General features: G+C 72.9%; 23 protein-coding genes and 1 pseudogene. 11 read left to right on the top strand and 13 right to left on the bottom strand.

The window, feature by feature from the left end; genetic code table 11:
• Positions 1-97: 97 nt before the first annotated feature.
• The 7 genes from WBK50_RS26625 to WBK50_RS26595 all read left to right on the top strand — a co-directional run bounded on the left by WBK50_RS26625 (position 98) and on the right by WBK50_RS26595 (position 6835).
• Entirely contained in the window at positions 98-544 is a 447-nt protein-coding gene (locus tag WBK50_RS26625; protein WP_341338229.1) for a diol dehydratase small subunit, read from the top strand.
• Position 545: 1 nt separating this feature from the next.
• A complete protein-coding gene (locus WBK50_RS26620) occupies positions 546-2240 on the top strand; it encodes a propanediol/glycerol family dehydratase large subunit (protein WP_341338228.1) in 1695 nt (564 codons plus the stop codon).
• Positions 2240-2815, top strand: coding sequence for a propanediol/glycerol family dehydratase medium subunit (locus tag WBK50_RS26615; protein ID WP_341338227.1), 576 nt, complete (start codon positions 2240-2242; stop codon positions 2813-2815). The genes WBK50_RS26620 and WBK50_RS26615 overlap by 1 nt, the downstream gene beginning before the upstream one ends.
• The gene (locus tag WBK50_RS26610; RefSeq protein WP_341338226.1) at positions 2812-4638 is read left to right on the top strand and encodes a diol dehydratase reactivase subunit alpha; all 1827 of its coding nucleotides are present in this window, start codon (positions 2812-2814) and stop codon (positions 4636-4638) included. The genes WBK50_RS26615 and WBK50_RS26610 overlap by 4 nt, the downstream gene beginning before the upstream one ends.
• Positions 4635-4982, top strand: a complete 348-nt coding sequence (locus WBK50_RS26605; protein ID WP_341338225.1) for a glycerol dehydratase reactivase beta/small subunit family protein — start codon at positions 4635-4637, stop codon at positions 4980-4982. The genes WBK50_RS26610 and WBK50_RS26605 overlap by 4 nt, the downstream gene beginning before the upstream one ends.
• 298 nt (positions 4983-5280) lie before the next feature.
• Complete coding sequence (locus WBK50_RS26600; RefSeq protein ID WP_341338224.1) at positions 5281-5874, top strand: helix-turn-helix domain-containing protein; 594 nt, start codon at positions 5281-5283, stop codon at positions 5872-5874.
• A complete protein-coding gene (locus WBK50_RS26595; RefSeq protein WP_341338223.1) occupies positions 5867-6835 on the top strand; it encodes an AIR synthase related protein in 969 nt (322 codons plus the stop codon). Before WBK50_RS26600 ends, WBK50_RS26595 begins: the two co-directional genes overlap by 8 nt.
• A 154-nt stretch (positions 6836-6989) precedes the next feature.
• On the opposite strand, the gene WBK50_RS26590 is transcribed toward WBK50_RS26595, so the two are convergent.
• The 4 genes from WBK50_RS26590 to WBK50_RS26575 all read right to left on the bottom strand — a co-directional run bounded on the left by WBK50_RS26590 (position 6990) and on the right by WBK50_RS26575 (position 10219).
• Positions 6990-7403 carry a hypothetical protein gene (locus WBK50_RS26590; RefSeq protein ID WP_341338222.1) on the bottom strand — a complete coding sequence of 138 codons (414 nt, stop codon included), beginning with the start codon at positions 7401-7403 and terminating at the stop codon, positions 6990-6992.
• A 113-nt stretch (positions 7404-7516) separates the two neighbouring features.
• Positions 7517-8542, bottom strand: coding sequence for a 6-phosphofructokinase (locus WBK50_RS26585; protein WP_341338221.1), 1026 nt, complete (start codon positions 8540-8542; stop codon positions 7517-7519).
• A 53-nt stretch (positions 8543-8595) separates the two neighbouring features.
• Positions 8596-9945 carry a sodium:proton exchanger gene (locus WBK50_RS26580; RefSeq protein ID WP_341338220.1) on the bottom strand — a complete coding sequence of 450 codons (1350 nt, stop codon included), beginning with the start codon at positions 9943-9945 and terminating at the stop codon, positions 8596-8598.
• An 88-nt stretch (positions 9946-10033) separates the two neighbouring features.
• Entirely contained in the window at positions 10034-10219 is a 186-nt protein-coding gene (locus tag WBK50_RS26575; RefSeq protein ID WP_341338219.1) for an ATP-dependent Clp protease proteolytic subunit, read from the bottom strand.
• Between the two features lie 45 nt (positions 10220-10264).
• On the opposite strand from WBK50_RS26575, the gene WBK50_RS26570 reads away from it, so the two are divergent.
• Positions 10265-10705: a hypothetical protein gene (locus WBK50_RS26570; protein ID WP_341338218.1), complete on the top strand. Its 441-nt coding sequence runs from the start codon at positions 10265-10267 to the stop codon at positions 10703-10705.
• Here WBK50_RS26570 and WBK50_RS26565 read toward each other — a convergent pair.
• The 5 genes from WBK50_RS26565 to WBK50_RS26545 all read right to left on the bottom strand — a co-directional run bounded on the left by WBK50_RS26565 (position 10702) and on the right by WBK50_RS26545 (position 15309).
• A complete protein-coding gene (locus tag WBK50_RS26565; protein WP_341338217.1) occupies positions 10702-11553 on the bottom strand; it encodes a hypothetical protein in 852 nt (283 codons plus the stop codon). The genes WBK50_RS26570 and WBK50_RS26565 overlap by 4 nt on opposite strands.
• 242 nt (positions 11554-11795) lie before the next feature.
• Complete coding sequence (locus WBK50_RS26560; RefSeq protein ID WP_341338216.1) at positions 11796-12875, bottom strand: DUF3616 domain-containing protein; 1080 nt, start codon at positions 12873-12875, stop codon at positions 11796-11798.
• Positions 12876-13724: 849 nt separating this feature from the next.
• Positions 13725-13922: a hypothetical protein gene (locus WBK50_RS26555; protein WP_341338215.1), complete on the bottom strand. Its 198-nt coding sequence runs from the start codon at positions 13920-13922 to the stop codon at positions 13725-13727.
• A gap of 236 nt (positions 13923-14158) precedes the next feature.
• Positions 14159-14794, bottom strand: a complete 636-nt coding sequence (locus WBK50_RS26550; protein ID WP_341338214.1) for an alpha/beta hydrolase — start codon at positions 14792-14794, stop codon at positions 14159-14161.
• Complete coding sequence (locus WBK50_RS26545; protein WP_341338213.1) at positions 14791-15309, bottom strand: VOC family protein; 519 nt, start codon at positions 15307-15309, stop codon at positions 14791-14793. Before WBK50_RS26545 ends, WBK50_RS26550 begins: the two co-directional genes overlap by 4 nt.
• A 173-nt stretch (positions 15310-15482) precedes the next feature.
• Between WBK50_RS26545 and WBK50_RS26540 the strand changes: the two genes are divergently transcribed.
• The gene (locus tag WBK50_RS26540; protein WP_341338212.1) at positions 15483-16307 is read left to right on the top strand and encodes an SAM-dependent methyltransferase; all 825 of its coding nucleotides are present in this window, start codon (positions 15483-15485) and stop codon (positions 16305-16307) included.
• On the opposite strand, the pseudogene WBK50_RS26535 reads toward WBK50_RS26540, so the two are convergent.
• Together WBK50_RS26535 and WBK50_RS26530 are read right to left on the bottom strand one after the other, a co-directional pair.
• Positions 16304-17126 (bottom strand): annotated as a pseudogene (locus WBK50_RS26535) (helix-turn-helix domain-containing protein). The gene WBK50_RS26540 and the pseudogene WBK50_RS26535 sit on opposite strands and share 4 nt — an antisense overlap.
• 148 nt (positions 17127-17274) lie before the next feature.
• The gene (locus WBK50_RS26530) at positions 17275-17508 is read right to left on the bottom strand and encodes a DUF397 domain-containing protein (RefSeq protein ID WP_341338211.1); all 234 of its coding nucleotides are present in this window, start codon (positions 17506-17508) and stop codon (positions 17275-17277) included.
• A gap of 107 nt (positions 17509-17615) precedes the next feature.
• Between WBK50_RS26530 and WBK50_RS26525 the strand changes: the two genes are divergently transcribed.
• Positions 17616-17954, top strand: coding sequence for a hypothetical protein (locus tag WBK50_RS26525; protein WP_341338210.1), 339 nt, complete (start codon positions 17616-17618; stop codon positions 17952-17954).
• 31 nt (positions 17955-17985) lie between these two features.
• Here the strand turns inward: WBK50_RS26525 and WBK50_RS26520 are convergent, their stop codons facing one another.
• The gene (locus tag WBK50_RS26520) at positions 17986-18318 is read right to left on the bottom strand and encodes an ArsR/SmtB family transcription factor (protein ID WP_341338209.1); all 333 of its coding nucleotides are present in this window, start codon (positions 18316-18318) and stop codon (positions 17986-17988) included.
• The gene (locus tag WBK50_RS26515; protein ID WP_341338208.1) at positions 18315-18761 is read right to left on the bottom strand and encodes a polyketide cyclase; all 447 of its coding nucleotides are present in this window, start codon (positions 18759-18761) and stop codon (positions 18315-18317) included. Before WBK50_RS26515 ends, WBK50_RS26520 begins: the two co-directional genes overlap by 4 nt.
• A gap of 126 nt (positions 18762-18887) precedes the next feature.
• On the opposite strand from WBK50_RS26515, the gene WBK50_RS26510 reads away from it, so the two are divergent.
• A complete protein-coding gene (locus WBK50_RS26510) occupies positions 18888-19445 on the top strand; it encodes a GNAT family N-acetyltransferase (RefSeq protein ID WP_341338207.1) in 558 nt (185 codons plus the stop codon).
• The last annotated feature ends 13 nt before the right edge of the window (positions 19446-19458 follow it).

The raw sequence follows: 19458 nt of genomic DNA, 5'->3' as shown, positions 1-19458 counted from the left end.
CGTGCGTACGTGCGCAACGATCGTGCGACGTGGCCGGTGTCACTGTCGAGGAGCCGTGGCCCTTCTGCGTACCGGTGAACGACGAGAGGTGATGCGCGTGTCCGCTCCAGCCCCGCAGTCCCGCCCCGATCTCGGGCCGGCCGACTATCCGCTCTCGGTCAATCGTCAGGACCTCCTCCGCACCCCCACCGGGAAGCCGCTCTCGGCGCTGACGATGAACGCCGTGGTGGCGGGGGAGATCGTCGCGGACGACCTGCGGATCGCGCCGGAGACGCTGCAGCTGCAGGCGACGCTGGCCGAGTCGGTGCAGCGCCCGCAGCTCGCCGCGAACTTCCGCCGCGCCGCCGAGCTCACGGCGGTCCCCGACGCCGAGGTCCTCGCGATGTACAACGCGCTGCGGCCCCGGGCGTCGAGCAGGGACGAGCTGCTGGCGATCGCCGAGAACCTGGAGAGCAAGTACCACGCCCCCGTCTGCGGCGCGCTGGTCCGCGAGGCCGCCGAGGTCTACGAGCGGCGCGACCTGCTGGCCCGCGAGGAGGACTGACATGACCGCCACCCAACCCCGGCACTCGCGGCGCACCGAGATCCTGGAGGACCGTCCCGTCAACCTCGACGGCTTCGTCGAGGAGTGGCCCGAGAAGGGCCTCGTCGCCATGGAGTCGGACTTCGACCCGGCGCCGAGCGTGCGGGTCGAGGACGCCCGGATCGTCGAGCTCGACGGCCGCGCCCGCGCCGACTTCGACTTCATGGACGCCTTCATCGCCGACCACGCGATCGACGTCGGGACGACGGAGGCCTCGATGGCGGTCCCGTCGGACGAGATCGCCCGCATGCTGATCAACCCGACCGTCTCCCGCCAGGATGTGCTCGCCGTGACCCGCGGGCTCACCCCGGCCAAGATCCTCGACGTCGTCAAGCTGATGAACGTCGTCGAGATCATGCAGGGCATGCAGAAGATGCGGGCCCGCCGCACGCCCGCGAACCAGGGGCACTCCACCAGCGCCCGGGACAACCCCCTCCAGGTCGCCGTGGACGCCGCCGAGGGCGCGCTGCGCGGGTTCGCCGAGCTCGAGACGACGCTGGGCGTCCTGCGCTACGCCCCGCTGGTGGCGATCGCGCTGCAGATCGGTGCGCAGGTCGGGCGCGGCGGCGTGCTCACCCAGTGCGCGCTGGAGGAGGCCACCGAGTTGGAGCTCGGCATGCGCGGCATCACCGCCTACGCCGAGACGATCTCGATCTACGGCACCGAGTCGGTGTTCGTCGACGGCGACGACACGCCGTGGTCCAAGTCCTTCCTCGCCTCCGCCTACGCCTCGCGCGGTATCAAGATGCGCTTCACCTCGGGCACCGGTTCGGAGGTGCAGATGGGCAACGCCGAGGGCAAGTCCATGCTGTACCTGGAGATCCGCTGCGTCCTCATGGCCAAGGGCGCGGGGGTGCAGGGCCTGCAGAACGGTTCGATCAGCTGCATCGGCGTACCCGGTGCGATGCCGGGCGGCATCCGCGCGGTCGCGGCGGAGAACCTCGTCGCGAGCATGGTCGACCTCGAGTGCGCCTCCGGCAACGACCAGTCGTTCTCGCACTCGGCGATGCGCCGGACCGCGCGGATGATGCCCCAGCTGCTGCCGGGCACCGACTTCGTCTGCTCGGGCTACTCCGGGGTGCCCAACGCCGACAACATGTTCGCCGGATCCAACTTCGACACCGACGACTACGACGACTGGAACACCATCCAGCGCGACCTGCAGGTCGACGGCGGGCTGCGACACATCCGGGAGGACGAGATCCTGCAGGTCCGCAACAAGGCCGCCCGCGCGCTGCAGGCCCTGTTCGCCGAGCTCGACCTGCCGCGGATCACCGACGAGGAGGTCGAGGCGGCCACCTACGCGAACGGCAGCGAGGACTACCCCGAGCGCGACGTGCTCGAGGACCTCAAGGGCGCCCAGTCGGTGATGGACAGCGGCATCACCGGCCTCGACCTGGTCACGGCGCTGGAGCGCACCGGATTCCACGACGTCGCCGAGAACCTGCTGACCGTGCTGCGCCAGCGCGTCTCCGGCGACCTGCTGCAGACCTCGGCCATCCTCACCGACGACTTCGTCCCGCTCTCGGCGATCAACGACGCCAACGACTACGCCGGGCCGGGCACCGGCTACCGGCTGCAGGGCGAGCGGTGGGAACAGCTCAAGAAACTGCGGCACGTGACGAGCGCCGAGAACCCCGAGACGGAGGTGTCGTGATGACCGCTCCCGCCGCGGTGCGGACCCTGACCCTGAAGGAGATCGGCCCGGCCCAGCGTGCGTCGCGGCCGGACGAGGTGGTCGTCGCCGTCTCGCCGGCCTTCGCCGACACGTTCACCAGGACCATCGTCGACGTCCCGCACGCCGAGGTGATCCGGCAGGTCCTGGCCGGCATCGAGGAGCAGGGCGTCACCGCGCGGATGGTCAAGGTGTGGGACACCGCCGACCTCGCGGCCATCGCCCACACCGGTGCCCGGCTCTCGGGCTCCGGCATCTCCATCGGGCTGCTCTCCCGCGGGACCACGATGATCCACCAGCGGGACCTGCCGCGGCTGAGCAACCTGGAGCTGTTCCCGCAGTCCCCGCTGCTCGACGCCGAGGTGTTCCGCCGCATCGGGTCGAACGCCGCCCAGTACGCCAAGGGCGAGTCGCCGGCCCCGGTGCCGACCCGTAACGACCAGATGGCGCGCCCCCGCTGGCAGGCGAAGGCCGCGCTGCTGCACCTCAAGGAGTTCGAGTGCATCGTGGCGGGACGCAGGCCGGTGGAGGTCGAGCCGGTGATCTCCCGGGCATGAAACGTCTGGTCGTCGGGGTCGACATCGGGAACTCGACCACCGAGGCGTGCGTCGCCTCGGTCTCGGGCGGTTCCGTGGAGTACCTGGGAACGGCCCTGACCCACACGACCGGGGTCAAGGGCACGCCCGAGAACACCGAGGGCGCCGTCGACGCCGTGCGCCGGGCCCTCGTGGGGGCCCGGCGCTCGCCGGCGGACCTCGAAATCGTCCTGCTGAACGAGGCCACGCCGGTGATCAGCGGGCTGGCCATGGAGACCATCTCCGAGACGATCATCACCGAGTCCACGATGATCGGGCACAACCCCGAGACACCGGGCGGCGTCGGGCTGGGGGTCGGCACGACCGTCTCGCTCGACGGGCTCGCCGGGGCCCCGCCGGACGAGCCGGTGGTCGTGGTGGTCCCGGGCGGCTGGGACTTCGACGACGTGGCCGTCGAGCTGAACGCGGCGGCCGAGCGCGGCGTCCCGGTCGTCGCGGCCGTCCTCGCCCACGACGACGCCGTGCTGGTGGTGAACCGGCTCCGCACGCCCATCCCCGTCGTCGACGAGGTGGCAGCGGTGGAGAAGGTGCCCCTCGGGATGCACGCCGCCGTCGAGGTCGCGGCCCCGGGGCGCACCATCCGCACGCTGTCGGACTCCTACGGCCTCGCGTCGGTGTTCGGGCTCGATCCGGAACAGACGCGGCAGGTCTCGCCGGTGGCCCGGGCGCTCACCGGGAACCGCTCGGCCGTCGTCGTCCGGACGCCCACCGGTGACGTCACCGACCGGCGGATCCCGGTCGGCACCCTGACCCTCACCGGCGCCGGCAAGACCCTGCAGGTCGACGTCGACGCGGGCGCCGACGAGATCATGGACACACTCGGCCGGGTCCAGCCCCTCGACGACGCGACCGGTGAGCCCGGCACACACGTCGGCGGGATGCTCGCGCAGGTCCGGGACACCATGACGGACGTGACCGGGCAGCCGGCGGTCGAGATCCAGATCCGGGACGTGCTGGCCGTCGACACGTTCGTGCCGAACGAGGTGCGCGGCGGGCTGGCCGGCGAGGTCGCGCTGGAGAACGCCGTCGCGCTCGCGGCGATGGTCCGGACCAGCCGCAGCCGCATGCAGGTCGTCGCCGACGAGGTGGCCGAGGCGCTCGGCTGCCGCGCCGAGATCGGCGGCATCGAGGGCGAGATGGCGGTCCGGGGGGCGTTGACCACGCCGGGCACCGACATCCCGATCGCGGTGCTCGACCTCGGCGGCGGATCCACGGACGCGGCCCTGCTCGACCGGGACGGCGTGTGCACGGCGGTGCACGTCGCCGGGGCCGGCGAGCTGGTCACGAAGCTGATCGCCTCCGAGCTGGCGCTCGAGGACCGGGAGGTCGCCGAGTCGGTCAAGCGGCATCCGCTGGCGAAGGTGGAGAGCTTCTTCCACATCCGGCACGAGGACGGGACGGTGCAGTTCTTCACCGAGCCGCTGCCGCCGCACGTGTTCGCCCGCGTCGTGGCGATGACCCCGGAGGGGCCCGCACCGATCCCGACGAGGGCCTCGGTCGACCACGTCCGGCGGATCCGTAGGGAGGCGAAGCGGCGGGTGTTCGTCGTCAACGCGCTCCGCGCGCTGCGCCAGGTCGCGCCCCGCGGCAGCCTGCGGATGCTGGACTTCGTGGTCCTGCTCGGGGGTTCCGCGCTGGACTTCGAGATCCCGGACCTGATCGCCGACGCCCTCGCCGGGCACGGTGTCGTCTGCGGCACGGGCAACGTGCACGGCAACGAGGGCCCGCGCAACGCCGTCGCCGCGGGGCTGGTCGACGCGCACGCCGGTGCGGTGTCCGGGTGAGCGGAGGGGACGCCGAGCGGCCCGCGGTCGTCGTACTCCTGGCCGCGGGCGCCGATCCGGCGCTCCTGCACGAGGTGTGTGCCGGCGCCGAGGAGGAGGGCGTGCCGACGCGCGTGGATCCCGCCCCGCAGGGGGACGCCGTCGGGCTCGCGCACGAGGCCGCCGGCCGGTCCGCGCTGCGGACCGGCATCGGCATCGGTGAGGACGGCGCGGTCGCGGTCCACCACGCCACGCTGCCCGCGGACGCGCCCGTCGGGCTCGCCGGGCCGGACGCCGCCGGCGCCGACCGCCGCAACGTCGGGCACCTCGCCGCCCGGATCGTCAAGGTGCTCCCGCTGGCGTGAGCCGGGTCCGCCCCGGAAACGCTCCGGTCCGGGGGCAGGGAGGCGACCGCGCGGCACAGCTCGTCGTGGTGCGCCGCCGCCGCGCGCAGAAGCGTGTCCGCGTCCCGGGCCCGGACCGCGCGCTCGAGCTCGTCGTGCGCGCCCGAGCTGCACCGCGAACCCCGACGGCGGCCGGGACGGCCGGTAGCGCCGCTGGTCGGGTATCGAATCTCCGGGGCGTGCTGCGGGTGTGTTCACGATAGGTGAGAGCCGTTTATGATGCTCAATGCGTACGTGTCCGTGACCGGAGGGGACGAGTGTGACCCAGCCGAGCCAGGGCCCCTGGGAGCCCATCGTCGACGCCATCGGGCCGAGGGTCCGGGAGGCGCGTCAGCGACTTGGCCTGTCCCTGCAACAGCTCGCGGTCCGGGCCGACGTGTCCGCCGCCGCCGTGCACAAGGTCGAACGGGGGGACATGGTGCCCACGATCACCACGCTGCTGAAGCTCTCCGGCGCGCTCGGCACCACCGTCGCGTCGCTGGTCGACGAGCTGCCCGGCGAGCCCGTCGCCCGGTACGTCCGGGCGGGCACGCGGGGCAGGGTGCCCAAGGAGTGGGCCCCGGCGGCGCTCGGCGTGACCGCGGAGGGGATCGCCGAGGCGGACGCGACGTTGCGTGCGGGCGGCGTGATGGCCGTCGTCGAACCGGGCGGGGAGAGCGGGGACACCCGGCCCCGCCGACCGGGAGAGGAGCTCCTGCTGGTGTTGGAGGGTGCGTTGCGGGTCGAGGTGGCGGGGGAGCGGTACGACGTCGAGCCGGGGGACACCCTGCACTATCCGACGGACCGCGGGCACCGGTGGAGCAACGAGGGCGACGAGCCCGCGCGCGCGGTGTGGGTGACGATCCGTGCCTGAGCCGTCCGGGCCCGACTCCCTGTCCGCCATCGCCGCCGCCTGCCTGGCGAATCCGGGACTGACCGCGAAGGCCGAGATCGCCCTCGTCGGCGAGGTCCTCGGCGGGACGGACTGGATGGGCGGTCCCGGCGACGACGGCGCGGTGGTCACCGCGCACGGCGGCCCGGTCATCGCGTGCGGGGAGGCGCTGTTCCCCCCGTTCGTCGCCGCGGACCCGCACGGTGCCGGGTTCGCCGCGGTGCTCACGAACGTCAACGACGTGGCCGCGATGGGTGGGGTGCCGCTGGGCATCGTGGACACCGTCGTCGCGTCGGAACCCGTGGCCCGCAAGGCACTCGCCGGGATGCGGGAGGCCGCCGAGCTCTACGACGTGCCGATCATCGGTGGGCACCTGACGATCCACGACGGGGACCCCGCGATCTCCGCGTTCGCCGTCGGGGCCTCGGCGGCGCCGTTGTCGGTGACCCGCGCCGCGCCCGGCCAGTCGCTCGTGGTGGCCGCCGCGCTGGACGGCCGGATGCGCGCGGACTTCCCGTTCTTCCCGGCGTTCGAATCGCGCGGCCGGCGCAGCGCGGGCGACGTCCGGCTGCTCGGTGCGTTGGCGGACTCCGGCGTCGTGGTGGCGGCGAAGGACATCAGCATGGCCGGGCTCGTCGGATCGCTGGCGATGCTCCTGGAACCCGGACGGCTCGGCGTGACCCTCGACGTCGACGCGGTGCCGGCCCCGCCGGGTGTGCCCCTGACGCGCTGGTTCAACTGCTTCCCGAGCTTCGGCTTCCTGCTCTGCGTGCCCGCGGGCCGGGAGCCGGAGTGCCTCGCCGCGTTCGCCGAGCGGGACCTGGCGGCGGCGGTCGTCGGGACCCTGGACGACACGGGCACCCTCGCCCTCTCCCGCCCGGACGATCACGTGGAGGTCCTGAGCCTGCACGACTTCCGCGTCACCGGCCTCCCCCGCGCCTGACCCCCGCTGCATCGTGATCACCGTCTGAACGACCACGTCGCCGCGCGGCTCCCGGCGCTCGGCCCGACGTGTGGGGCCTGAAACCCCGACTCGTGGGGCCTGGGACCCCGACTCGCGGGGTCTCAAACCGCGACTCGCGGGAGGAAGGTCTCCGTCAGGGGCGGGCGAGACGCAGACGCGGGGTGCCCGGCGGCGACGGCGTGCCGACGAGGGTGGGGCAGATCCCGTCGCCCGAGGCCATGCTCAGCGTCGTGTTCCGCGCCGACGCGGGTGTCCTGCTGCCCCGCAGGGCGATGTCCGACGCGAGTGCCAGGACCCGCAGGGCCCGGTCCGGGTCCTGCCAGCGGTGCTTCTCCGCGAAGGCGGGCCAGCTCGCCGGCGCGATCATCTCGTCGACCGGGTACTCGAGCTCCGCCCAGGTCACCGCGACCTCGAACAGGTCGACGATCGCGTCCGGATCCGTCTCGATCCGGAGCAACCGGTCGTGGTGCGCGGCGCGGGCGTGGTCACGGCGGCACTCGGCCGGGCACGCGACGTTCGCGGGCGCGGTGCGGGGCTTCTCCGGCACGGGCGGACCTCCGGAACGACGAGGAACGGCGGACGCCCTCAGTTCTAGGTCAGACCCGCGGCACACCCGTTTCCGAACGGTTTCGTCCGGATGAACGCGATCTAGGGCGCCGCTCAGCCGAAGAAGATCGCGGCCTCCGCGTACAGGGCGGGGTCCACCAGCTTGAGCTCCTTCGTCGCCTCGGCGAGCGGCACCGTGACGATGTCCGTGCCCCGAAGCGCGGTCATCACGCCCCAGTTCCCGGCCGCGACGGCGTCGATCGCGTGCAGCCCGAAGCGTGTCGCGAGCCAGCGGTCCCGGGCGGTCGGCGTGCCGCCGCGCTGCACGTGCCCGAGCACGGTCGTCCGCGCCTCCTTGCCGGTGCGCCGCTCGATCTCCTTGCCGAGCCAGTCCCCGATCCCGCCGAGCCGGGCGTGGCCGAACGCGTCCGTCTCCCCGGACATCAGCACCTCGTCCCCCTCCTCGGGCATCGCGCCCTCGGAGACGACGATGATCGGCGCGTAGTCCAGCCGGAACCGGCTCTCGACCCACTCGCAGACCTGGTCGATGTCGAACCGCACCTCCGGGATGAGGATCGCGTTGGCGCCGCCGGCCATCCCCGCGTGCAACGCGATCCACCCCGCGTGCCGCCCCATGACCTCGACGATCAACGCCCGGTGGTGCGACTCCGCCGTGGTGTGCAGCCGGTCGATGGCCTCGGTCGCGATGTTCACGGCGGTGTCGAAGCCGAAGGTGTAGTCCGTGCCGGAGAGGTCGTTGTCGATCGTCTTCGGCACCCCGACGACCTGCACCCCGTTCTCGTGCAGCGTGGCCGCGACGCCGAGCGTGTCCTCGCCGCCGATCGCGATCAGGGCGTCCACCCCGAGATCGGCGAGCGTCCCGCGTATCCGGGCGAGGCCGTCGTCGAGGGCGAACGGGTTGGTCCGTGAGGAACCGAGGATCGTGCCTCCGCGGGGCAGCAGCCCGCGTACGGCCGAGACGTCGAGCGGCTTGGTGTCGCCTTCGAGCACACCCCGCCATCCGTCCCGGAACCCGACGAACTCGTAGCCGTACCCGGGGACGCCCTTGCGGACGATCGCCCGGATGACGGCGTTGAGACCGGGACAGTCGCCGCCTCCGGTCAACACTCCGACGCGCATGCAGCAGGTCCTCTCCATCGATGCAGAAGAAGCTCGATGTTAGTCCCGTCACATCAGCGGCGGGCGGCCGCCTCCTCGTCCGCCTTCTCCAGCTCGTCGAACGGGGTCGCGAGCCCGTCCTTCGTCGTCCGAACCAGCAGCGCCCGGTGCTGGACGAACTGCGCCACCGCCAGCACGAGGTACACCCCGGACATCGCCACGACGACGATCCGGTCCGTCTCGGCGGGCAGCATGATGGACGTGGCGAACTGCACCAGGAACAGCACCAGCAGTGCCACCGCGCCGCGCAGGCTCAGCCCGAGCGTGACCAGCAGGCTCACCGCGAACAGGGACTGCGACGCCGTCAGCAGCAGCTCGAGACGCTGATGCGTGTCCAACGGGAGCCCGTGCAGTGACGTCGAGGAGACCGCGAAGACGATCGGCAGCGTCCCGACCAGCAGCGTCCATTGGTTGACCTTGCTGGACAGCAGCGTGCCGAGCGAGTCCCCGGCTTTGAGCCGCCACGCGTAGAGGCAGGCGACGATCAGCTCCGGGGACTCGCTCGCGAGCGGCGCGACCCACTGGACCAGCACGAACGGGTCGACGCCTAGCTCCGCCCCGGTCGCGACCAGCCCTTCCGCGAAGTGCTCGGCGGTGGTGAGGATGACGAATGCCGCGAGCAGGAACAGCCCGCCGACCAGCCAGCGCCTGCGGCGTTTCGGCCGCTCCGCGATCCAGGCCGACGCCCCCTGCAGGTCCGGTTCCTCGGCGGGCGCCTTGGCCAGGCGCCACGCGTAGGCCGCGAAGATCGCCACGAGCACGGCGGCGTCGACGAGCGTGAGCGACCACCGCAGCGGCAGCGTCAGCGAGTAGATCGTGGCGATGCCGAGGAAGACGACCTCGGCGGACATCGCGCGCGGCATGGTGACGGCGCCGGTGTGCGTCGAGACGCTGTCCTGGCCGCCGTTGCGTTTCGCATGCCGGACCGCGAGCGTCGCGACGAGCACCACCAGCGGCCAGCCGACGCCGACGAGCACCCGGTTGGCCCCGGTCATGTTGGCCAGGGCCAGCGAGCAGGGGTTGGTGCCGGCGGCGTCCGGGACGCAGGACCCGTACTCCTCGAAGACCTGCCCCGCGCGGAAGCCGAACACGAAGTCGACGGCGTACTCGGGCAGCACCGCGAGCAGCGCCAGCACGGCGAGGGCGAGCCCGGCACTGATGTCCACCTGCGCCGCCTCGGCCGCCCAGGACAGGACGAACGCCGCCCCGATGATCGCGAGGCCGTAGACGGCCGCCGCCAGCGGTGGCGTGAGCTCCGGGTGCGGCAGACCGAGATACGACGCCGCGCCGAGATAGGCGCCGGGTAGTGCGATCACGATCGCGAACAGGAGCTGCAGCGGCACCCGCCGCAGGGAGTCGGGCATGCCTCATTGGTGCCCTCGGCGCGGTCCGGGCAAACGGGACGAGGGCCGTCTTCCGGATCCGCGTCCGCCGGGGATCCGGAAGGCGGGTTCACCCCACCCGGTCGACGAGCCCTGCGTCCACCGCCTCCTCGGCGGTGAACCAGCGCTCGGCCTCCGTGTCGGCGAGCACCTCGTCGACGCTCCGGCCGCTGTGTCGTGCGGTGATCTCCGCGCACTCCCACCGGTACGCGGCCAGTAGGGATCCGGCGCCGCGGGCAGGGCCGTGTTCGCCCACAACCGCGAACGTTCACCGGAGGCGAACTCCGGGTACGACCCGCCCGTGGCCTCACGTGATCTCGACACCGCTCATGCCCGCCCCGAAGGTGTCCCCGACGAGCTCGTCGCCGCCGTCGGAGCGTTCTCCGAGATGCTCGAACGCATCGAGCGGGCGCGCGGCGCGCTGTACGAGTTCCACCAGCTCATCGGTGGTGCGGACGCCATGCTCGACGACGTCGTCGACGGCCTGCGCAAGACCGGGCACGACGGCTGGGCGGAGCGGATCGAGAGGGAGCTGGTGGGCCGCAACGTGATCCCCGGCCGTTGGAGCTTCCAGATCGTCGAGGAGTTCGACGACGGCTACTACGACGTCCTGCGCGCCCTCGAACGCGGCGTCCGCAAGGACACGATGGGCGGGCGCCGGCACGTGTTCGAGGCGGAGATGAAGCAGCGCCGGCGGACCCACGGCGAGCCGCACCACGATGCCACGCCGCAGGACACTTAGGTGCAGAGCTGCGGGTCGGGCACGCCGCTCCCCGCGCCCGGCTGGAACGAGATGTGCACGTGGTCGAAGTGGTTCTCGGTGGCGTCGCCGCGGTCCTCCATGCGTTCCCACCCGTCGCCGTAGTTGACCCGCTGCTTCCAGATCACGTAGGAGATGCCGAGCGCCTCCTGGTTCCGCAACGCGCAGGCGGCGATCCGGTCGCCCTCGGCGCCGGTCGTCATCAGGTCGATCGCGAGGCCGCGCGGATGGTCCGAGACGCGGCCGCGTCCCGCGATGCCGATCAGGTCCGGCTCGTCGTAGAGGCAGGACAGGAACCGGGCGGCGTCGCGCACCCAGGTGCGGACGCCCGTGAGGGCGGACAGGTCGGCGGCGCAGTTCGCCCGGGCCGCGCGTTCCTCCTCGGCCCGCCGCGCGACGTCCGCCAGCCCGACGGCCTTGAGCAGCCCGTCCGCGTCCGCGCGGTCGCCCGCGTCCCGCAGGAACGTGACCGGCAGGACGCCGGCGCGCTGCCCGGCGGGCTCCTCCACGGAGGCGACGTCCTCGGAGGCCGGCCCGACGGCGGCGGCGTCGGTCACGATCGTCGCCGGGGCCGCGACCAGCAGGTCCGCGCTCGGGACGACGGTGAGGACCCCGCCGGTGAGCGCGGCACCCCCGATGGCCCGGCGCAGGCCGGCCCGGTCCGCGACCGAGCGGCTCCGCCCGGCGGGGCCGAGGGAGATGCCGGGGGAGGGCGGGACGTGCCGGCGCGCGGGCAAGGCCGCGGCGCCCCGGCCCTGGAACAGACGGCGTACGTCCGCCTGCGGGCCGGGATGCGCGCCGCGGCCGCCGGGGGAGCGGTGCCGGGACACGACTGCCTTCCTCGCGCGGGGCCCGGTCGGATCACCGGCCTCGGGGGAGCCGGTGGATCACTCGTGATCCGGGTCCGTCGGGGATCCGGGCCTCGTGCTTGTGCATACGGTAGCGATTCCGTCACGGTGTGCGGAGGACCCGTGACTTTCGGTGAGTCGACCGGGTAGCGCGCCGCGGTCAGCGGTCGCCGCGGATCGACGAGCGTGCAACCGGAACTACAGCGCTGTCATTTCGGGCTCCGTCAGCCGAGCGCGACGACGTCCGCGATCACCGAGCTCGGCGTGGGTCGGCGGTCCTGGCCCGGGCTGTCGTGCACGACGAGCAGCCGCGCGGGCCCGGGACCCGGGAGCAGGGCGATGCCCTCGGCGTGGTCCTCCCCGGCGCCGTGCGGCAGCTCGCCGACAAGGCTGATGTCCTCCCCGCGCACCAGTCGCGACGCGTCCGTGGCCGCGGCGTCGCGCCAGCGGTAGAGCCGGACCGGGCCGGAGAGCGCCATCGACGGCCCGGCCAGGACCAGCATGTCGTCGCCGTGCGGGCAGAGGTCCCGCACCCCGAGGCCGCCGAGGTCGAGCAGGTGGGTGCGGTAGCGGCTGCCGCCGGGCAGCTCGCCGAGGACGAGCCGGCCGGCGTCGTCCGGATCGGGGTGCGGCGCGACCTCCAGCACGATCGCCCAGCCGCGCAGCACCGGCCCGCGCAGTCCCAGGTAGACGGCGTCCCCGTGCACCGCGATCCCCTCGACGTCGAAGCCGTTGTCCTTGGACGGGATCTTCAGGAACGGGCGGATCAGCGGGTCGTCGGCCAGCACGTCCGTGAGACCGACCGAACCGCGCGCGCCGACGAGCGCGGAGTGCTCCCCGGCAGGAGTGGCGCGGACCGGCGCCGGTGGTCCGTCCGCGTAGGCCTGCACGGCGAGGCGCACGATGACGAAGCGGTTGGGCTCGCGGCGCACCTTGGCCAGGCGCCTGAACGCCTTCTCCGGGGGGTGGTGGGGCTTGATCGGCTTGCGCACCAGGCTGTGCGAGCCCACGACCCAGAGGTGGTCGGCGGTGCGCGCCAGACCCTCGACGTCGACCTCCTCGTCCGGCCCACCGGGCAGCTCGACGAGCTCGGCGAGGGAGAACGTCGTCGCCCGGTCCGCGACGGAGGGCGTGTGGGGCGAGTCCAGCTCGAGGCGTTCGACGGTCGCGGTCTCGTCCCCGGCCAGCCACAGCGAGGAGCCCTCGACGTACACGGCCGAGAGGTTGACGTGGTTCCCGGTGCGGACCGTGTCCCCGCCGAAGTGCAGCTCGACCTGCCTCTCGACCCGCATCTCGACGCCCATCCGACGTTTCTACCGCCTCCGGGCGGTTCGGCGGTGGGTTCGTGACCAGACAGCGTCAGCAGGTGACGGGCGTGCCGCTCGGCGCGCTCTTCTCGAAGGACACGTGGACGTGGTCGAAGTGGTTCCCGGTGCTGCACGGCGCAGGCGGCGAGGGAGTCCCCGGTCGCCCGATCCACCATGACCGGCGACCTTCCGGAGGGTCGTCCTGGGGAGCGGACCGGACCGCGTCCCCCACCCTTCTCGCCGGCTGGGGATGCGGCGAACGCGGGTGGGGGATCGCGGAGCGGCCTCGTGGGGAGCGGTGCCGTGCCACTTACCTGCAACCTTTCGGTTCCCTACGGGTCGACGGTCGCAACGGGTTCCGGTCGGGGGGACCGGCGGACCCGGGGGCGGTCCGTTTCCCGTTCGTGATGCGGCCGTCATCGACCCGCGACCGAACGTAGGGGGTTGCCTCGGCGCGTACCGCGTCCGGTTGTCTCGGCTGCGCCGATCGTGATCTACGGCGAGCCGAACGGTGTCACCGAAGGTGAGCAGCCGTCCGCCTGGTCATCGCCGCGGCAACGTTGCCGTTCGTCCGGAATCCGGCACCGGCGACCGACGGCGATCGCGATGAACGGTCATTAGTTGCTCCGGAAAGCGTAACGAGCCCTTCAAGGGGCGGGCCGTTCGGCGCAGTGGCGGACACGGTGGCGCGGCATGCTCCCGGAGTCGGGAGTGATCGTCATCACAGAGTGCGGCGGGCCCGGTCCACCTGCTGACCGGAGGACGACGCCCGGCACCCGGGCCGCTCGGCCTCCGGGCGGGCGCGACACCCCGACGCTCGACGGTCGGGGCGCCGCGGGGCCGGGGTCAGGCCCGGCCGGAGCGGTGCCGCCCGCCGAGGGTGCCGGGCAGGCCCCCACGGTGGATGTACTCCGCTTCCTCGGCCAGCTCCCGCGTGACGCACGGCCAACCGGCCGCAACGCCGGACGACTCCCTGCACTCACGGCAGTAGCCGTGCGCATCGGGAGTGTGCTGGGCGAGTGTGCGCTGCAGCAGGTCGGGCATGCTGGACAAGATGGACGCGAGCGCCACTGACTGTCACCTCCAGGAATGTGGCGGCGACGCTAGTGGGCCTGCTCCGTTCGGCGGAAGCCGGGGTGAGGACACCTCGGTGAACTCTCCGTAGTCCCGGGGCGGGAGCCGTGCAGGCCGGACGACGGCTGGAACATCCGCCGATCGAACCACGGCGCAGCTGCGCCGTCTGGGCGTTCCCGTGCCGATCGGCCCCGCCGCACCGGGGGTCACGCCACCACGTCGCCCAGCCATTTCCCGAGCTCGATCGCCGCCTCGCGGGCGATCTCGTGGCCGACGGGGTCCCGCCGCGCGACGGTCGTGGCCCCGGATTCACCCGTCAGGTACTCCCAGGTGCGGTCCAGCAGCTCGCGCGGGATCACCGCGTCGTCGTCACCCTGCGCGACGAAGACCGGGCGCCCCGCCAGTCGTCCGGGGGTGGCGGGGACCCCGCCGTCGAAGGGCAGCGTGCCTGCGAGGAGGGCCGCGCCGGCGAAGCGGGCGGGCTCGTCGAGGAGCAGCCCGCCGGCGAACGCGGCGCCACCGCTGAACCCGATGAGGACGACCGGGCGCCCGGCCGGGGCGACCGCGTCGAGCCAGTCCCGGAACCAGTCCATCGTGCACCGCAGCGACTCCGGTACCGGCCGCCCGATCCCCCGGTTCGCGAACCAGGCGTACCCGCCGCCCTCGGCGATCGGGGCGCGCACGGCGGCGTAGGCCGGGCCCTCGGGGAGGAGGTCGACGAGGCCGATGATCTCCCGCTCGTGCGACCCGCGGCCGTGCAGCAGGACGACCAGCGGCGCCTCCGCGTCAGCGTCACCGCGCGTGACGACGGTGGGTGCCTCGAAGGTGTCCGGCGCGCTCACGAACGGGTCCCGGTTCCGACGGTGGCGGACGTGCCGACGCCGCTCCACCGCTCGACCTCGCCGCTCAGGTTCAGTCGTTCGACGGGTGCGGCGTTCTCGTGCACGCCCCAGTCCTCGCGCGGCAGCATCCACATCACCTCGAAATCGTTCCCGTCCGGGTCCGCGCCGTAGATGCTCTTCGTCGCGCCGTGGCTGGACTCGCCGGTGTAGGCACCCAGCTCGGCGAGTGTCGTGCGGGCGGCCTCGAGCTCGTCGATGGTGTCGACCTGCCACGCCAGGTGGTACAGGCCCACCGCGCCCGGCCGCTTCGGCGCCGCGCCCGCCCCGAGGCCGAACAGTCCCAGGTCGTGGTGGTTGCCGGACCGGGTCAGGCGCAGGAAGGCGGCGTTCGCGCGCGGCTCGCGGGCGGCCACCTCCATCCCGAACGCGGTGGTCCAGAAGGTGACGGCGCGCTCGAGGTCGGTGACGAACAGGACGGCGTGGTTGAGGCGGACCGCCGGGATCGGCGTGGTCATGACGGCTCCAGGGGGTGACGGAGGATCTGTCCCCGGCCAATATAGCTGAAAGTTCAATCAGATTCGGCTGACGCTGTTTCGCCCGGGCGTGCGCGGCGAACCACCGGGGGCCTGCAGGGCCTGTCCCACTACGCTGGAAGTCGATTAACGCGGCGGGCGGAGGAGTGGGCGCGGTGACGGGTGCGGACGACGACGGTGGGTGGCCGCGGCCGCCGGGCGCGGCCCTGGACCGCCCCTCGATCGCCCGCGTGTACGACTACGTGCTGGGCGGCAAGGAGAACTTCGACGTCGACCGCCGCGCCGGGAACGCGCTGCTCACCGCGGTCCCGGAGAGCACCGTCCTCGCCCAGGACAACCGCAGCCTCGTCCACCGCGTCGTCCGGTACCTGGTGGCGGACATCGGCATCAAGCAGATCCTCGACATCGGGTCCGGGCTGCCCAGCGAGGGCAACGTCCACGAGGTCGCGCACGCGCTGGACCCGGCGGCCCACGTCGTCTACGTGGACAAGGACCCCGTCGTGCTGGCGCACGGGCGGGCCCTGCTCAGCAGCGGCGAGGTCAGCACCGTGATCACCGCGGACCTCACGGACCCGGACTCGATCTTCGGCGACCCCGAGACCGGGCGGCTGATCGACCCGGAGCAGCCGTCGGCCGTCCTGATCTCCGGTGTGCTGCACCACTTCCCGGACGAGGCGGACCCGGCCGGCATCGTCGCGCGGCTGGTCGAGCGGCTGCCGGCGGGAACCTACGTCTTCATCTCGAACTTCCTGGACGACGACGAGCCGCGCGCCCGGACACTGGAGCGCGCGTTCCTCGACGGCGGGCTGGGCACGGGTCGCTTCCGTACCTGGGCGGAGATGCGGCCGTTCTACGCCGGCCTCGAGCTCGTCGAGCCCGGCCTGGTCTACGCGAACGACTGGCGCCCGGATGCGGACACCCCCACCGACAGCCCGGTGCACACGCTGCTGGCCGGCGCGGTCGGGATCAAGCGTTCCTAGAGTTCGTCCAGCAGGGACCGCAGCATGTCCTTGCTGGCGTTCGGCGTCTCCGCCTGCACGGTGATCCGCTCCATCGTCCGGAGGTAGACCTCCACCTCGGGGCGCTTCTCCAGATACATCGCGCTGGTGAGCTGCTCGAGATAGACGATGTCCGGCAGGTCTCGCTCGGCGAACCGCAGCACGGTGAACGGGCCGCCCCCGGCTGCGTGTCCGCCGCTGCTGAACGGCAGCACCTGGATCGTCACGGACGGTATCTCCGCGAGCTCGAGCAGGTGGCCGATCTGCTCCTGCATCACCGCGGGCGATCCGAAGGCCCGGCGCAGCGCCGCCTCGTCGATCACGGCCCAGAAACGGGGGGCGTCCGGCTCGGTCAGCAGCTTCTGCCGGGTCATCCGCAGGTTCACCCGGCGGTCGATCTCCTCGGCGTCCTCGCCGCCGTGGCCCTGCATGATCACCGCACGGGCGTACTGCTCGGACTGCAGCAGGCCGGGCACGAACTGGACCTGGTAGCTGCGGATGATCGACGCGGCCTGTTCGAGCCGCAGGTAGAGCTCGAACCAGCTGGGCAGGACGTCGGTGTAGCGGTGCCACCAGTTCGGCTCGTTGGCCTGGCGGACCAGCTGCAGCCAGCGGTCCCGCTCCTCGGCGTCGTCGACGCCGTAGAGGGTCAGCAGGTCCGCGATGTCCCGTTCCTTGAAGCCGACACGACCGAGCTTCCAGGCGGCTGATCTTGGCGTGCGAGGCGCGGATGGCGTCCCCGGCGGCCTCGCGGGTGATGCCGAGCTCCTCGCGCAGGCGTCGGAGCTGGGTGCCGAGCATGATCCGCAGGACGGTCGGGCCGCCCTGGCCCGGGGCGTCGAACCGGGCGAGCCGCGAGCGGGAGTCGGAGCCGTCGCTGGTCATGGCAGGCGACCCTACCGCCTCCCACCCCGGCGAGCCGTCCGGGCGAGGAGGCCCGGCGGCGGCGTCACAGGAGGAGGTCGTCGAACTCCCCGGCCTTGGCGCCGCGCAGGAACGCCGAGATCTCGGCGCGGGTGTAGACGAGGGTCGGGCCCTGCGGATCACGGGAGTTGCGCAGGGCGACGTTCCCGCCCGGCAGGTCCGCGACTTCCACGCAGTCCCCGCTCGGATTGCTGATCGCGCTCTTCTTCCAGCTCACGGGGCCGAGGGCGGGGGCGGGCGTGCCGTTCGGGTGGGTCATGTCCTCCGACTCCGTCGGTCCGGCGGCGGAACGGGGTCCCGCGCGGTGTCGCGTTCGTGCAAACGTTCTTGCAGATGGCCTTGCAAGTGCACGCTACGTCCCGGACGATGGGCGAGCAGAAGGTGGGTTCGGATCATCGTCCGGACGTCGGGGAGCGGAGGGGCACGGGCGTGGACGACGAGCACAGGGGAGACTCCGCTGGGATCAGCGACACGGTCACCGTCACCTGTGCTCTGGACAGTCAGGCCCACCAGATCCCGGACTCCGAGCTGACCGCCCCGTACGCGCTGCGCAGCGGCCGCTACCGCGCGGTCTGCGGGTGTGTCGTCACCGCCGCGCCGATGGTCCAGCCCGAGGGCGAGCCCTGCCGGACCTGCGCCGCGATCGTCTCGCCGCCCGCGCGGTCGCGCCGCGGCCGCAGTGGCCTCCGGCGCCTGCTCGCCTGAGCCGTCCCGTCGGCGCACGACCCCCGGCCCTTCACGGATCCTCGGCGTCCCTCTTCAGGGCGGACAGCCTGCGGTCCCAGGCGGCGGTCAGGTCGACGAGCCAGCGCGCCGCGACGCCCAACGGGTCCGGTCGCACCTCGTAGCGCACCTCGCGCCCCCGCCGCACCCCCTCGACGAGCCCCGCGCCCTCGAGGACCTGCAGGTGTTTGACGACGGCCTGCCGGGACACGGGCAGCGACCCCGCCAGGGTCGTCGCGGTGGCCCCGCCGGCCTCCCCGAGCGCCCCCACGATCCACCGCCGGGTGGGGTCCGCGAGCGCCGCCAGGACGTCGCCCACCGCGGCCTCCGCCACGGGTTCGGTCATGCCGCGGCGCGCTCGCACTCCCGCTTCGCGACGTCGAGCTGGAACCGCCAGCCCACCGTGTTGCCCTCCACGGCGATCGCGTTGTCCTCCTCCGCGGAGTAGAGCGCGGCGAACCCGCTCTCGACGACGCGGAGCAGCGTGCCCGTCCCGTGCGCGGCCAGCACGAACTCGACCAGCGTGGACGTGCCCTTCGTGAGCGGCTCGGCGGTGTACTCCGCGCCGCGGAACGCGATGCGATCCGGGTCGTCGCTCGGGACCGGGAGCACGGAGAACCGGCCGTACGGCGGCGCCTCGACGACCGCGACGCCTCCCTCCCACGTCACGACCTGCTTCGACCGGTCGCCGTCCCCGATCCACCAGCCCGGCCGGCTGACGAGCTCCCGCACCCGCTCCGGGGGTGCGGCGATCACGATCTCGCGCTCGATCCGGTCCACGATCTCCATGACGTCCTCCGTCGGCCGGTGATGTGCCACTCCACGGTTGCAGGTGCGAGCCGAACGCGCAACCGGCTGGTGGCACGTTCCGGAGCAGAAGTGGCGCGGGGCGACGGGGCGCAAGACAGTGGGGTGATGGACTGGACCGCGATCCGCGAAGGCGACGTGACGATGGCCCAGCACGCGGAGCTGGGGCAGCTGCTGCGGGGCGCCTTCGCCCACCTCCCCGGCCTCTATCCCGGCGTGCGGACCTGGTCCTCCCTGCGGCCCGAGGCGCGCGTGATCGGCCACGACGACGAGGGGGCGGCCGCCGCGGCCGGCGTGCTGCGCCGGGTGATCCAGGTCGGCACGACCGACCAGCTGGTCGGGGTGGTCGGGCTCGTCGCGGTCCGGCCGGCGCTGCAGGGGCACGGCGTCGGCGGTGACCTGATGAAGCGCGTGAACGCCTACCTCGCGGATCTCCGGGTCCCGTTCGGCATCCTCACCTGCGCGGACGAGCGCGTCGCGTTCTACCAGCGCGCGGGCTGGCACCGGCTCTCGCCGCCGCGGCGGGCGGTCTTCTCCCGCGACGACACCACCGAGGCCGCTCCGTTCGTGGACGAGATCGAGAGGAACACGTTGGTCCTGCCGGTCACCGCGGGCCTCGACGACTGGCCGGACGGCGACCTGCTCTGGCACTGCGCCCCCATCTGAGGACCGGGTCCGC

The organism is Pseudonocardia sp. T1-2H, assembly GCF_038039215.1.
In the GTDB taxonomy this organism is placed as follows: domain Bacteria; phylum Actinomycetota; class Actinomycetes; order Mycobacteriales; family Pseudonocardiaceae; genus Pseudonocardia.
The sequence above is the reverse complement of the archived record's forward strand: the minus strand, read 5'-3'. Positions and strand labels throughout refer to the sequence as shown.

What these genes read in the sequence shown, in the direction of transcription:
- WBK50_RS26620 (WP_341338228.1), top strand. Translation starts at nt 546, where the DNA reads ATGACCGCCACCCAACCCCGGCACTCGCGGCGCACCGAGATCCTGGAG.
- WBK50_RS26615 (WP_341338227.1), top strand. Translation starts at nt 2,240, where the DNA reads ATGACCGCTCCCGCCGCGGTGCGGACCCTGACCCTGAAGGAGATCGGC.
- WBK50_RS26610 (WP_341338226.1), top strand. Translation starts at nt 2,812, where the DNA reads ATGAAACGTCTGGTCGTCGGGGTCGACATCGGGAACTCGACCACCGAG.
- WBK50_RS26585 (WP_341338221.1), bottom strand. Translation starts at nt 8,542, where the DNA reads ATGCGCGTCGGAGTGTTGACCGGAGGCGGCGACTGTCCCGGTCTCAAC.
- WBK50_RS26580 (WP_341338220.1), bottom strand. Translation starts at nt 9,945, where the DNA reads ATGCCCGACTCCCTGCGGCGGGTGCCGCTGCAGCTCCTGTTCGCGATC.
- WBK50_RS26560 (WP_341338216.1), bottom strand. Translation starts at nt 12,875, where the DNA reads ATGGGCGTCGAGATGCGGGTCGAGAGGCAGGTCGAGCTGCACTTCGGC.
- WBK50_RS26555 (WP_341338215.1), bottom strand. Translation starts at nt 13,922, where the DNA reads ATGCCCGACCTGCTGCAGCGCACACTCGCCCAGCACACTCCCGATGCG.
- WBK50_RS26545 (WP_341338213.1), bottom strand. Translation starts at nt 15,309, where the DNA reads ATGACCACGCCGATCCCGGCGGTCCGCCTCAACCACGCCGTCCTGTTC.
- WBK50_RS26530 (WP_341338211.1), bottom strand. Translation starts at nt 17,508, where the DNA reads ATGACCCACCCGAACGGCACGCCCGCCCCCGCCCTCGGCCCCGTGAGC.
- WBK50_RS26525 (WP_341338210.1), top strand. Translation starts at nt 17,616, where the DNA reads ATGGGCGAGCAGAAGGTGGGTTCGGATCATCGTCCGGACGTCGGGGAG.
- WBK50_RS26520 (WP_341338209.1), bottom strand. Translation starts at nt 18,318, where the DNA reads ATGACCGAACCCGTGGCGGAGGCCGCGGTGGGCGACGTCCTGGCGGCG.
- WBK50_RS26515 (WP_341338208.1), bottom strand. Translation starts at nt 18,761, where the DNA reads ATGGAGATCGTGGACCGGATCGAGCGCGAGATCGTGATCGCCGCACCC.
- WBK50_RS26510 (WP_341338207.1), top strand. Translation starts at nt 18,888, where the DNA reads ATGGACTGGACCGCGATCCGCGAAGGCGACGTGACGATGGCCCAGCAC.